Consider the following 13,802-nt stretch of genomic DNA (forward strand, 5'->3'; position numbering starts at 1 on the left):
GGGGGAGTATCCTTAATTTTCCTCTGCGACACCCGTGTCGGTGGTGGCGCGTATGCCGCTGCTGATGAATTTCAGCAAATAGGGCGCGGCGTTCAGATTCAGCTTGTCAGCGTAGGGCGTACCAGCCAGACGCGGCAGACTGGTATCGACGACATGGTGTAGCAGCGCCCCCAGCGTAAATTGATAGCTCCAGCAAATGCTGTCGGCGCTGGCATCGGGCAGCGCGTCTCGCAGGGCGGCGATGAATTCTTTTGCCATCGGTTCGTAAAAATCCTGATAAATCCGTTCGCTGGCTTCGTGTTGGTCGATGGCGCCGCGCATGACCATGCGGCAGAAATACTTGCCTTCCGGGTGTTGATTCAGTTGCAGGGTAGGCAAAATGAAGGCGGCAATGACGGCATCGAGCATGCTGTCGTTCCTTGCCTGCTGGCGCGCATGACGTAATTTGTCGAGGCGCTCGGCCAGATAACTGCTGTGATATTCAAAGATCGCGTGGTACAACTCATTTTTGGCACCGAAGTAATATCCGACCAGCGCGACGGGAACTGCGGCTTCATGCGCAATGTCGCGAATCGATACGCCCTCGTAGCTTTGCGCTGCAAAGCATTTTTCGGCAGCGATCAGAATGGCACGCTTTTTTCCGTTCAAATCATCAACTGAGCTCATCACAGATCCCAAGGTGCAAACGTCTATGCCAACAGTAAGGTGTCGTGAATTGTACGGTCGTGCGAATTCTTGTCTATGCGCGCCGCAACATAAGCAACGGAATCCGCCGCTGTTCCTGCGCTGGCAATATAAATGCCTTGTATTTGCCGTCGGGCTGCAATACATTGCTTCAAAATAGAATGAACGTACGGATTTGGCAGCGGCGCCTTTTCAGTCGCCAGTCACACCTGGCACAGGTCTGCCGGCCGTCAGAACAAAATGATAGACATGAGCGACAAGAACGAGAAGAACGACAAGAACGGCACTATCCGCATCGATAAATGGCTATGGGCCGCGCGGTTTTTTAAAACCCGCAGCCTCGCCACGCATGCCGTCGAGCTGGGTCGGGTTTTGCAGAACGAACAGCGTATCAAGCCAGCGCATAGTGTGAAAGCCGGTGATCTGATCGAAGTCCAGCACGGCGAACAAATCTGGCAGATCAAAGTGCTGCGCGTCTCTGATGTGCGCGGACCGGCAGCGGTCGCGCAAACGATGTATGAAGAAACGGCAGAGAGTCTGGCAAAACGCAGTAAGGCAGCGGAAGACAGAAAATACTTCCGCGAACCTGCCGCTCAACTGCAGGGGCGGCCGACCAAGCGTGACCGGCGGCAAATCGATTTTACCCGCGGTTAATTTGAAGAAAAGCTCTATTGCAGCGCGACGGGGCAACTTGACAGCAATCTTGTGGAGGTTGGAATTTCAGAGGGAAATATGGCAAAAAAGGAGTAAAAAAACGGCAGCCGTCAGGCCAGCAAAACAAGTAGATACTCTCCTCTAAAGACGGAATCGGGTTTGACTTTTAATGCGCTCTGCTTAATAGTACGAGCGTTCGATTAATTCACTGGTTTACATGTTTTATGTAAGCAAGAAGCATTTCAATAAAAACAATGTAATATGAATATGACATCGAAATTCATGCGTAAGGGAGAATTGACTCGCGCCGCCATTCTGGATGTTGCACTGGACGCCGCTAGTCGTGATGGCATCGAAGGTCTGACGATAGGTTTGTTGGCCGACAAGATGAACATGAGCAAGTCCGGCGTTTTTGCTCATTTCGGCTCGCGCGAGGATTTGCAGATCGAAGTGCTGAAGTTATATCACCATCACTTTGAGCAGGAAGTGTTCTACCCGAGCATGAAAGAAGAACGTGGCTTGCCGCGTTTGCAGTCGATGTTTGCATTGTGGATTAAACGCGTGACGGTTGAAATTGCCTCTGGTTGTATTTATATCAGTGGCGCGGCCGAATACGATGATCGGCAGGGACCTATCCGTGATGAACTGGTCGGCATGGTGAAAGCCTGGCAAGGCGCATTGCACCGCGCAGCAAGTCAGGCCATCCAGCTTGGTCATCTGAATGCCAATGTGGATGCCGATCAGATCGTCTATGAAATGTATGGACTGATACTCGCTCTGCACCACGATGCGCGTTTCTTGCGCAAACCGGGAAGTGTGGATAGGGCACAGGTCGGATTTGAACGAATGATCGAATATTACGCGCCAGCAGCTTCAAAAGTCTGAGGCGGCTGTCGTTGTTGTTGCAAGCCAAATTTTGTTTCTCAATCTAATGTACTAACTTTGCCGTCAGGAGAAAATCATGGGTCAATATATCGCTCCATTGCGTGATATGCAGTTCGTGTTGCATGAATTATTGAATGTTGAATCTGAACTCAAGCAACTGCCTAAGCATGCTGAAGTCGATGCTGACATCATCAATCAGATTCTGGAAGAAGGCGGCAAATTCAGTTCTGAAGTCATCTTCCCGCTGAACCATTCCGGTGACCGCGAAGGCTGCCACCACGACAAAACAAACTACACCGTCACGACACCAAAAGGCTTTAAAGAAGCGTACAAACAGTACGTGGAAGCTGGTTGGCCAGCATTGTCCTGCGATCCGGAATTCGGTGGTCAGGGCTTGCCTGTTGTCATCAACAATTCTTTCTATGAAATGATGAATTCTGCGAACCAGGCCTGGACGATGTACCCAGGCTTGTCGCACGGTGCTTACGAATGTATCCATGAACATGGCACACCAGAACAGCAAGCGTTGTATCTGCCTAAGCTGGTTTCCGGTGAATGGACAGGTACGATGTGCCTGACCGAACCGCATTGCGGTACCGATCTGGGCTTGCTGCGTTCTAAAGCAGAACCACAGGCAGACGGCTCTTACAAAATCACTGGCGCAAAAATCTTTATTTCTGCCGGTGAACATGATGTTGCCGAAAACATCGTTCATCTGGTGCTGGCACGTTTGCCAGATGCACCGGAAGGTTCGAAAGGTATTTCCCTGTTCATCGTTCCGAAGTTCTTGCCGAATGCAGACAGCACACTGGGCGCGCGCAACCCGATTTTCTGCGGCGCGATCGAAGAAAAAATGGGTATCCATGCTAACTCCACTTGCCAGATGAATCTGGACGGTGCAACCGGCTGGCTGATCGGTGGCCCGCACAAAGGTCTGAATGCGATGTTCGTGTTCATGAACGCTGCGCGTCTGGGCGTTGGTATGCAAGGTCTGGGTCTGACTGAAGTCGCGTATCAAAACGCGCTGGTGTATGCGAAAGACCGTATCCAGATGCGTAGTCTGTCTGGCGTGAAAGCACCGGACAAAGCTGCTGATCCGATTATCGTTCACGCTGACGTGCGTCGTATGCTGTTCACAGCAAAAGCCTACGCAGAAGCTGGCCGTGCATTCAGCTCCTACGTTGCGTTGCAACTGGATAAAGAACTGAATCACCCTGACGAGCAAGTACGTAAAGACTGTGCCGATGAAGTTGCGTTGCTGACACCGGTCATCAAAGCCTTCATGACAGATAACGCATGGACTGCGACATCTGAATGTCTGCAAGTCTACGGCGGCCACGGTTTCATCGCTGAATGGGGCATGGAGCAATACGTGCGTGATGCCCGTATCAACATGATTTACGAAGGTACAAACACCGTTCAGTCACTCGATTTGCTGGGTCGTAAAATCTTGATGGACAACGGCGCGAAACTGCGTAAATTCGGCGCGAAAGTACAGGCATTTGTCGAAGCGAACGGTACAGACGAAGCGATGGCAGAGTTCATCACTCCACTGGCTGAAATCGGTGACAAAGTGACTAAACTGACGATGGAAATCGGTATGAAAGCCTTCCAGAACCCAGATGAAGTCGGCGCTGCTGCTGTGCCTTATCTGCGTGTGGTTGGCCATCTGGTCTACAGCTATTTCTTCGCACAAATGGCAAAAATCGCACTGGCGAAACAAGATTCCGGCGATACCTTTTACAAAGCGAAACTGGCTACAGCACGTTTCTACTTTGCCCGCCTGTATCCTGAAACAGCCATGCTGATCCGTCAGGCACGTTCCGGCTCCGCTAATCTGTTGTCTCTCGAAGCTGATCTGTTCTGATGCAAATGCGCTCTCCCGTCAAACGGAGAGCGTTATTGGTAACGGATGAAATGATGTCATCAGATTGAAGCTCTTCGGTAGCAGAATACCAACCGGAGTTGCTTCATCTGTCACCCGTTCCCACCCTCTCGCTAAGAGGGGCATCTGAAAAAATTGCTTTTCGTTGTTTTACGAATTTAACCGAGGTTAAAAATGACCAATTTCATCGTTAAAAAAGTCGCCGTTCTCGGCGCTGGCGTTATGGGTGCGCAAATTGCTGCACATTGCGTCAATGCAAAAGTGCCTGTCGTTCTGTTTGATCTGCCTGCCAAAGAAGGCCCGAAAAACGGCATCGTTCTGCGTGCGATCGACAACCTGAAAAAACTCAATCCTGCACCGTTTGGCAATAAAGACGACGCTGCGCTGATCGAAGTCGCCAACTACGAAGACAATCTCGACGTGTTGGCTGGCTGCGATCTGATCATCGAAGCGATTGCTGAACGTATGGACTGGAAACATGATCTGTACAAAAAAGTTGCGCCACACATTGCGCCAACTGCGATCTTCGCTTCGAATACGTCCGGCTTGTCGATCACAGCATTGTCCGAAGGCTTTGACGCAGAACTGAAAGCGCGTTTCTGCGGCGTGCACTTCTTCAACCCACCACGTTACATGCATCTGGTGGAACTGATTCCTACCGTGGCTACCCGTCCTGAAATCATCGACCAGCTCGAAGGCTTCCTGACAACAACGCTGGGTAAAGGCGTGGTACGTGCGAAAGACACACCGAACTTCATCGCTAACCGCGTTGGTATTTTCGGTATGCTGGCAACGATTTATGAAGCAGAAAAATTTGGTCTGACCGTTGACGTTGTCGATGATCTGACCGGTAAAAAACTCGGTCGTGCATCGTCCGGTACTTTCCGTACTGCCGACGTGGTTGGCCTGGATACCATGGGTCATGTAATCAAGACCATGCAGGACAACCTGGCGGATGATCCTTTCTTCGCGGTCTACAAAACACCGGAAGTATTGGCGAAGCTGGTCGCAGCCGGTGCGCTCGGTTCCAAAACCGGTGCCGGTTTCTACAAAAAAGTGGGTAAAGATATTCAGCGTCTTGACTTCGCGACAGCACAATACGTGACTGGCGGCGCGAAAGCAGATGACGTTGTTGCCCGCATGCTGAAAGAAAAAGATCCGGTCAAAAAAATGAAGACCCTGCGTGAATCGACCAATGTACAGGCGCAGTTCCTGTGGGCGATTTTCCGTGATGCGTTCCATTACATCGCTGTGCATGGCGCAACGATTGCCGACAATGCACGCGACATTGACTTTGCGATGCGCTGGGGTTTCGGCTGGCAGGTAGGTCCGTTTGAAACATGGCAGGCATCAGGCTGGCAGGAAGTAGCTGGCTGGGTCAAAGAAGATATCGACGCCGGTAAAGCATTGTGTAACGCTCCATTGCCAGCGTGGGTATTTGATGGCCGCACCGGTGTACATACAGCCGAAGGTTCCTGGTCGCCAGCAAGCAGCACTTATGTACCGCGTTCCAAACTGGCTGTGTATGACCGTCAGGCATTCCGCGCTCCTGTACTCGGTACTGGCGCCGCGACTGGTGCAACAGCCGGTACAACATTCTTCGAAGATGACTCCGTCCGTATCTGGCATCAGAATGACGACGTGCTGATTCTGTCGATGAAAACCAAGATGCATGTGATTGGCCCAGGCGTGATCGAAGGCATGGAAAAAGCGATCGCCGAAGCTGAGAAGAATTACAAAGGTCTGGTGATCTGGAGTGCTGATGCAGCTGATGGCGGCGCGTTCTCCGCCGGTGCTGACTTGCAAGCGATGCTGCCGCTGTTCATGTCCGGTGGTGTGAAAGCGATCGAGCCTGCGATTTCCCGTCTGCAAAATGCGCATCAGGCATTGAAATACGCGAATATTCCTGTGGTGGCAGCCGTTTCTGGTCTGGCACTTGGTGGCGGTTGCGAATTGATGATGCACGCAGCAAAGCGCGTTGCGTCGATAGAATCCTACATCGGTTTGGTTGAAGTCGGCGTTGGTCTGGTTCCAGGCGGTGGCGGTCTGAAAGAAGCCGCAGTACGTGCTGCAGCAGATGCCAAAGGCACAGACTTGCTGCAATTCCTGAAGAACTACTTCACCAATGCAGCGACTGCAGCAGTATCCAAATCGGCACTGGAAGCGAAGAAAATGGGTTACCTGTCTGACAGCGATGTCGTCGTGTTCAACCCTTATGAATTGCTGCATGTAGCGAAGGTAGAAGCACGTGCGATGTTTGATGCGGGCTATCGTGCACCGATGAGAAAGCTGGTGCCGGTCACTGGTCGTCATGGCATTGCAACAATCGGCGCGCAATTGATCAATATGCGTGACGGCGGCTTCATTTCTGCGCATGACTTCAAACTCGGCAGAATGATTGCAGAAGTGGTTTGCGGCGGCGATATCGATAATGGCAGTCTGGTCAGCGAACAATGGTTGCTCGACATGGAACGTAAGGCGTTTATGGAATTGCTGAATCATCCGAAAACGCAAGAGCGCATTATGGGCATGATGCAAACCGGCAAACCAGTACGCAATTAATCAATTTGTCACCGGAACGATAGCTGCCTTACGCAATCTTGGCGTACTAAAGTACTGTCTTCGATAGCGCGCCTTGCTCTCCTTCCGGATACAAATTGACTTTACTCAAAAGGAGTACTCAAAATGACTAAACAACTTCAAGACGCATACATCGTCTCTGCTACACGCACCCCGATCGGCAAATCCGGTCGCGGTATGTTCCGTAACACCCGTCCTGATGATCTGCTGGTGCGCGTACTGCAATCGGCAGTGGCACAGGTACCTAATCTGGATCCGAAACTGATCGAAGACGCGATTGTCGGCTGCTCGTTTCCGGAAGGCGCGCAGGGCTTGAATCTGGCGCGTATGGGTGTATTGCTGGCAGGTTTGCCTAACACTATCGGTGGCGTCACGATTAACCGTTACTGCGCATCCGGTATCACCGCCGTGGCAATGGCGGCTGACCGCATCCGCGTTGGTCAGGCCGACGTGATGATCGCTGCCGGTGTCGAATCGATGTCCATGGTACCGATGATGGGTAGTAATCCATCGATGAATATGGCGATTCTGAAAGATGAAAATGCCGGTATCGCTTACGGTATGGGTCTGACAGCGGAAAAAGTTGCTGCGCAATGGAAAGTTTCCCGTGAAGCACAAGACGCATTTGCCTTGCAATCGCATCAACGTGCAATCGCTGCGCAAAACGCGGGCTACTTCGATGCGGAAACCACTTCTGTGGATATCATCGACCGTGTGCCGAATCTGGCGACTGGCGAAATTGAACTGAAAACCCGCACCGTGACTCGCGATGAAGGTGCACGTCCTGATACATCGCTGGAAGGTCTGGCAAAACTGAAAGCCGTGTTCGCCGCCAAAGGCAGCGTTACTGCCGGTAACAGTTCCCAGACTTCCGACGGCGCAGGTGCTTTGCTGATCGTGAGTGAAAAAATCCTGAAGCAATTCAACCTGACACCGCTGGCACGTTTCGCGTCTTTCGCCGTGCGTGGCGTACCACCGGAAATCATGGGCATCGGCCCGAAAGAAGCGATTCCGGCTGCTTGCCGCGCCGCTGGTATCACGCAAGATCAGATCGACTGGTTCGAACTGAATGAAGCATTTGCTGCGCAATCGCTGGCAGTGGTGCAAGACCTCGGCCTCGACCCAGCGAAAGTGAACCCTATGGGTGGCGCGATTGCATTGGGTCATCCACTCGGTGCAACCGGTGCAATCCGTTCCGCAACCACCATCCATGCATTGCATCGTAACAACCTGAAATACGGTATGGTGACGATGTGCGTTGGTACCGGCATGGGTGCAGCAGGTATCTTCGAGCGTATGTAAGCTTTAAGCCCGGCTACAATCAAAACGCGCAGAATAATTTTTCTGCGCGTTTTTTTTAAAGGTATGTGAAATGATCTGGAATCTGCTCTCATACGGGCGCGACAAATTGTTGCTGCCGCCAGTGCACGATGGGTGACGAAAAACGTCATACCTGTTGGCAGCAGGCTTTACAATTACTGGTCATAACACCCCAAAAAAATAATCGATTTGAAGAGACAAAATAATGGATATCCTGACTCACAAAGAAAATGGCATTCTGACGATTAGCTTCAATCGCCCTGAAAAGAAAAATGCGATCACCGCGGCAATGTATCAGGCGATGGCTGACGCATTGCGTGATGCCGAGAGCGACAATGCCGTGCGGGCGATTCTGATTACCGGTAAGCCAGAAATTTTTACTGCCGGTAATGATCTTGAAGACTTCATGAAAAATGCGTCTTCACTTGCTTCGCCAGAGGTTGTACCTCCTGTCTATCAGTTCATGCAGGCATTGAATGAATCGGGTAAGCCGGTAATTGCTGCTGTTTCCGGTGCAGCCGTCGGCATCGGTACGACCTTGCTGATGCATTGTGATCTGATTTATCTTGCCGATAATGCGAAGTTATCCATGCCATTCACGCAATTGGGTTTATGCCCGGAATTTGCTTCCAGTATGATTTTCCAGAAAATCGTCGGCTATCAGCGTGCCGCTGAGAAATTGATGCTGGGTGAACCGTTTAGCGCGCAGGAAGCGCTGGAGATGGGATTTGTCAACAAAGTATTGCCGCTGGACGAGTTGTTACCGTATGCGCAGCAAGTCGCTGCAAAAATTGTGGCTTTACCCGCAGCGTCGATACGCGTCACTAAACGTCTGATGAAAGCGAATCAGCCTGCCGAAGTGAATGCAAAAATGCTGGAAGAGAATAAACATTTTGCGGCGATGCTGAATGGCCCAGAAGCCAAAGAAGCATTCATGGCCTTTTTTCAAAAACGCAAACCGGATTTCAGTCAGTTCAACTGATAGCGGAATCAATCGTTTATCTGGTGAAAAAACCTGTTCATTGATATGAACAGGTTTTTTATTTTGTTGCTTACATTCTCTCAGTAAAGAACTGTATGCCGGTGCGTTTGACCAGTTCTTCATAGGTGATCGGTTTTCCTGCTTTTGTGTTGTCGATGTTTTCGACCCAGTAAGCCCATCTCTTGTTTTCTGACGGGTCGTAGACCAGTTTGAAAAGATATTTGGGTACCCAGACTTTATTCTCTCCTATCGTTGTCGGTCTGGCTTCAAATACCGGACCAGTCAGGACATAGACATCACCACGGGCACGCATGGCGTATTTACGTGTCGCATTTTCTATCGATGCCCAGGTCTTTCTATTGTTTTCCGGTGCTTGCGGAACCATATTTGCAAGAGAAAAACTCTGCGCCATTGCTTCCGGTGTTGCCATATTTCCTGCCGGCGCCATGTGACCACGATCATAGCCGGAGTTCTTGTAATCGCTCAGTTCAGCGCGTTCAGCACGAGGCAAACGGGCATCGGCAAAAAAACGATTCGTTCTTTCGTTTCCTTTCGCATCGATGATGGTTTGTCGGTTGAGTTTTTCTGCGACATAAATCGGTGTGTGGCTTTTAGCCGAATGAAGGATCGCGAACGATGAATAGCACAATGCCCGTGTATTGAATTCGGTTTCATGCGGGATAACGGGAATCTGTCCTTTGGAAAAAAATTGGCGACATTCTGAAAATGGCGGGGCGGCAAAACTGGCAGACGACGATAGCACTAACGCTAACGCGAAAATAAACTTTTTGAACATGAATTTTATGCGCGAAAATCAAAAGAAAAACAGGTACTGAAAACCGCAACTCATACAACCACGCGGCCATCAGCAAAGCGGGAGAGTGAAGCGAAGAAGAAAGTGCAGCAGCACATTTCCGACACGAATTTTAACGGCAACAAATCTCAGTTGTGTTTATTTATTTGCTTCCGTGCAGTAGAGTTGCACTACCGAACATTGGTTTGCTCACTATTTAATCAGGTGCTGCTATTCGTAAGGTGTGTGCTGGCGAGGCGTATGCCACTAACACCCCGATCATTTTTCAGGGAAGTTTCATCGATGAAGATCAGAGTCAAATTGCCAAAACCACGCAATCCTTTGGCTGTATTAGTGAAACAGCGTAAAGGCGGGGCGCATGGCGCATCTCAACCGGCGCGGGCAGAGCGGCGAAAGTACAAACAACGCCTGCATGGCGTGTTATCCGGTCGGTCCGGTGGGGATGACACCGACTGATTTTTTTTGGGGAGCCGATGTTTACGTTTATTTTTTTTTAGACAGTAACGGCGCGTTGCGGGCTGAATGCACCAATAAACCAATCAGGCTGACGGTGGCAAATGCCGCGCCGGTATAAAAAGTAAAAGTGGAACCCAACTGATCCCACAAAAGACCCGCTACCACGCTGGCAAGCAACAGAGCGATACCGCTGACCAGATTGAAAAAGCCAAATGCCGTGCCACGTAAATCGGATGGTGCACTGGAGGCAACCATACTTGCCAGCAGGCCTTGCGTCATTCCCATATGTATGCCCCAGAGCGTGATGCCAGCTAACAATCCACTCCAGCTCTGGCTGTATCCGAGTATCAGATCAGAGGCAATCAGTATGACTAATCCGCCAGCGAGCATATGGCGATGAGATATGCGGTCTGACAATCTACCAAATGGATAAGCTGTCGCCGCATAGACGAGGTTCATGGCGACCATCACAAGTGGCACCAGCGCGACAGGAACGGATAATTGTTGTGCCCGTAAGATCAGAAATGCTTCGCTGAATCGGGCGAGCGTAAACAAACATCCGAGAGAAACCACCCACCAGTATTCCTGCCCCATCCGTTTCAGATTGTGCTTGCTGAGTGGGTTGCCAAGGCTGGTTTGCGGTCTGGTATCCGGCTCTTGCACACCGACAAACAGCAGTAGCATTGCCGCCAGACCCGGGATCACTGCAAGCCAGAAAATATGGCGATAATCGTTTGCCCAAAGCAGCATCAGTGCCGTGGCCAGCAGTGGTCCGGCGACGGCACCTATCGTATCGAGTGACTGTCTTAAGCCAAAGGCTTGGCCACGGATTTCTGCCGGCGTAATATCCGTAATGAGTGCATCGCGCGGAGCGCCACGGATACCTTTGCCGGCGCGGTCGAGAAGGCGGGCGGTTAACAGCAGCCCCATCCCCTGCGAAAGTGCGAACAGAGGTTTGGAGAAGGCACTGATCCCATAGCCAAACACCGCCAGCATTTTGCGTTTTCCGAGACGATCACTGAGTGCACCGGAAAATACTTTAACCAGCAAGGTCGTTGATTCGGCGATACCGTCAATCACGCCCACCACAAACACACTGATCCCCAGGGTTCCAACCATAAACATCGGCAGCAGGCTATGAATCATTTCTGAAGAAATATCCATCAGCATGCTGACGAAACCGAGTATCCAGATACTTCTGGGAATTTGGGGACGTGTCATGTGTGTTAAGCGAAAATCATCTGCGACTATGGCGATAAATGCAGGAATTTAATTTATCTGAAACTGATTTGGTCAGTACTGATCATTTTCCCGCATTACGTGCTGTTTGTCGCAGAGTTTCCAGCGTGGCGCCCGGGGTGATCAGATTGCCGTCGTAACGCAGTTCGATCACAGCCGGTAACTGGTGATCGTGCGTATGCTGTAGCGCGCGTTCCAGCGCCGGGCCGAATTCAGCTGTCGTCAGGACGGTTTCTCCACTCGCACCATAGGCACGCGCCAGTGCGGCAAAATCAGGATTGTGTAATTCCGTGCCGGACACCCGCCCCGGAAATTCACGTTCCTGATGCATGCGTATAGTGCCGTACATGCCATTGTTAAACACGATGATGACGATACCGGCGCGGTATTGCACGGCAGTCGCGAGTTCCTGACCATTCATCATGTATTCCCCATCACCCGCAAATGTGACCACGCAACGTTCCGGTGCGATGAGTTTGGCCGCGATGCCGGATGGCACGCTGTAACCCATCGCGCCCGACGTCGGTGCCAGCTGGGTGCGCAGTCCGGCATAACGGAAGTAGCGATGAGCCCAGGTTGCGTAATTACCTGCGCCATTGGTGATGATGCTGTCAGCCGGTGCCAGGCGCATGATGTCCTGCACCACTTGCCACAGATTGAGCGGCGCATTTTCTTTAGCAAAAATGGCGGGTTCCTGTTGCCAGGCTTGCAGTTCTGCTTTGGCTTCCGCCACGCTGTGCTGCCAGTGGGCGGCGCTTTCTAATTTGCCCTGTTTGCCCAGTTCCGACAGCGCATGCGCGAATTCCTTCATGCCGCTGTTGATCATCAGCGGTGCCTGATACACGCGCCCCAGTTCCAGCGCATCGCTGTGGACATGCACCAGAGTTTGTTTTGGCAGCGGCGCTTCGAGCAGGGTATAGGCACCGGTCGTCATTTCACCCAGACGCGGGCCGATCGCGATCACCAGATCGGCTTGTTGTATACGTTTTGCCAGTTGTGGGTTGATGCCGATGCCGACATCGCCGATGTAGTTAGGATGCGCATTGTCCAGCAAGTCCTGGAAGCGGAAAGCGCAGGCGACCGGCAAATGATTCAGTTCTGCGAATTCACGCAGCTGCGTGCAGGCGGTTTGATCCCAGCCGCTGCCGCCTAGGATCAGCACGGGACGCTCAGCCGCCTCCAGCATGCTGCGTAACTGGCTCAGTTGTGCTGGCGAAGGGTAGGCCTGTACTGGCGTGTAATGCAGGGTATCCGCCACTTCCACCGTTTGGGCCAGCATGTCTTCCGGCAGTGCCAGCACCACCGGGCCAGGGCGGCCACTGGTGGCGACCTGAAAGGCGCGCGCGATGTATTCGGGTACGCGGTCGGCGCGGTCGATTTGCGCCACCCATTTCGCCATGGGGCCAAACATGCGGCGGTAATCGATTTCCTGGAAGGCTTCGCGCTCCACAAAATCATTACCGACCTGACCTATGAATAAGATCATCGGTGTCGAATCCTGATACGCGGTATGCACGCCTATCGAGGCATTGGTGGCACCCGGCCCGCGTGTCACAAAGCAGATGCCGGGCTTGCCTGTCATCTTGCCATAGGCATCGGCCATAAATGCCGCACCACCTTCCTGGCGGTTGATGATGAAGCGTATCGCGCTGTCATGCAGCGCATCCAGCACCGGCAGGTAACTCTCGCCGGGTACACCAAAAATAGTATCGACACCGTGGATTTGCAAAGCATTGACAATTAACTGACCACCCGAGCGAGATTTCAACATGACAGTAATAGCTAAAAAGGAAAAACCATACGCTAACAGAAAGCTTGCCGAATTTGCAGCGCTATTGATGAGTCACGACGAATTGCGAACGAATTGCGGGTGAGTAGAGTAAAATAGCGCCCGAAGCAGGCCAGACAATCGCTGGTTGCCATAGCAATATGGTGACGGGAGGAAGGTCCGGACTCCATAGAGCAGGGTGACGGCTAACGGCCGTACGTTGAAAGCCGCAAGGTATAAGACGAGGAATAGGGCCACAGAGACGAGCGTATTAAGTTACGGTGAAACGCGGTAACCTCCACCCGGAGCAATTTCAAATAGGCACGCGTTGAGGTGGCTCGCGGAGCGTGCGGGTAGAAAGCTTGAGCGGCGGAGCAATCCGTCGCCTAGAGGAATGATTGTCATAGTCGGTCATAGCAATATGAAAGACCGTAACAGAATCCGGCCTACCGGCCTGCTTTACTTCTTTTTCCATTGGTCGTCGCCAGGCGCAGACGACCGCTATCTGTCAGAATCATCTCTGACACAACTCCAG

11 protein-coding genes and 1 other RNA gene are annotated in these 13,802 nt (G+C 51.7%); 8 read left to right on the top strand and 4 right to left on the bottom strand.

Going from position 1 to position 13,802, the window contains the following annotated elements; translation table 11 throughout:
• Positions 1-12: 12 nt before the first annotated feature.
• The gene (locus tag H8K26_RS03385; RefSeq protein WP_190477297.1) at positions 13-666 is read right to left on the bottom strand and encodes a TetR/AcrR family transcriptional regulator; all 654 of its coding nucleotides are present in this window, start codon (positions 664-666) and stop codon (positions 13-15) included.
• A gap of 267 nt (positions 667-933) precedes the next feature.
• Between H8K26_RS03385 and H8K26_RS03390 the strand changes: the two genes are divergently transcribed.
• The 6 genes from H8K26_RS03390 to H8K26_RS03415 all read left to right on the top strand — a co-directional run bounded on the left by H8K26_RS03390 (position 934) and on the right by H8K26_RS03415 (position 8,990).
• Positions 934-1,338, top strand: coding sequence for an RNA-binding S4 domain-containing protein (locus H8K26_RS03390; RefSeq protein WP_190477299.1), 405 nt, complete (start codon positions 934-936; stop codon positions 1,336-1,338).
• Between the two features lie 282 nt (positions 1,339-1,620).
• Positions 1,621-2,223, top strand: coding sequence for a TetR/AcrR family transcriptional regulator (locus H8K26_RS03395; protein ID WP_186884960.1), 603 nt, complete (start codon positions 1,621-1,623; stop codon positions 2,221-2,223).
• 76 nt (positions 2,224-2,299) lie between these two features.
• Entirely contained in the window at positions 2,300-4,090 is a 1,791-nt protein-coding gene (locus H8K26_RS03400) for an acyl-CoA dehydrogenase C-terminal domain-containing protein (RefSeq protein ID WP_190477300.1), read from the top strand.
• Between the two features lie 192 nt (positions 4,091-4,282).
• On the top strand, positions 4,283-6,670 hold the full coding sequence (locus H8K26_RS03405; protein ID WP_190477302.1) for a 3-hydroxyacyl-CoA dehydrogenase/enoyl-CoA hydratase family protein: 2,388 nt from the start codon (positions 4,283-4,285) through the stop codon (positions 6,668-6,670).
• A gap of 123 nt (positions 6,671-6,793) precedes the next feature.
• Entirely contained in the window at positions 6,794-7,990 is a 1,197-nt protein-coding gene (locus tag H8K26_RS03410; RefSeq protein ID WP_190477304.1) for an acetyl-CoA C-acyltransferase, read from the top strand.
• A gap of 223 nt (positions 7,991-8,213) precedes the next feature.
• A complete protein-coding gene (locus H8K26_RS03415; protein WP_186884765.1) occupies positions 8,214-8,990 on the top strand; it encodes an enoyl-CoA hydratase in 777 nt (258 codons plus the stop codon).
• A gap of 70 nt (positions 8,991-9,060) precedes the next feature.
• Here the strand turns inward: H8K26_RS03415 and H8K26_RS03420 are convergent, their stop codons facing one another.
• Positions 9,061-9,786: a DNA/RNA non-specific endonuclease gene (locus H8K26_RS03420; protein ID WP_190477306.1), complete on the bottom strand. Its 726-nt coding sequence runs from the start codon at positions 9,784-9,786 to the stop codon at positions 9,061-9,063.
• A 300-nt stretch (positions 9,787-10,086) separates the two neighbouring features.
• Between H8K26_RS03420 and H8K26_RS03425 the strand changes: the two genes are divergently transcribed.
• Positions 10,087-10,260 (top strand): hypothetical protein, encoded by a 174-nt coding sequence (locus H8K26_RS03425; RefSeq protein ID WP_186884767.1) that lies wholly within the window; start codon positions 10,087-10,089, stop codon positions 10,258-10,260.
• A gap of 27 nt (positions 10,261-10,287) precedes the next feature.
• Here H8K26_RS03425 and H8K26_RS03430 read toward each other — a convergent pair whose 3' ends face one another.
• Together H8K26_RS03430 and H8K26_RS03435 are read right to left on the bottom strand one after the other, a co-directional pair.
• Entirely contained in the window at positions 10,288-11,481 is a 1,194-nt protein-coding gene (locus tag H8K26_RS03430; protein WP_190477308.1) for an MFS transporter, read from the bottom strand.
• A gap of 82 nt (positions 11,482-11,563) precedes the next feature.
• Complete coding sequence (locus H8K26_RS03435; protein WP_190477310.1) at positions 11,564-13,270, bottom strand: thiamine pyrophosphate-binding protein; 1,707 nt, start codon at positions 13,268-13,270, stop codon at positions 11,564-11,566.
• A gap of 122 nt (positions 13,271-13,392) precedes the next feature.
• Here H8K26_RS03435 and rnpB point away from each other — a divergent pair.
• Positions 13,393-13,732: RNase P RNA component class A (rnpB, locus tag H8K26_RS03440), an RNA gene on the top strand.
• Positions 13,733-13,802: the final 70 nt, after the last annotated feature.

The sequence above is a fragment of the Cognatundibacterium aquatile genome, from assembly GCF_014699135.1.
Classification (GTDB): Bacteria; Pseudomonadota; Gammaproteobacteria; order Burkholderiales; family Burkholderiaceae_D; genus Undibacterium; species Undibacterium aquatile.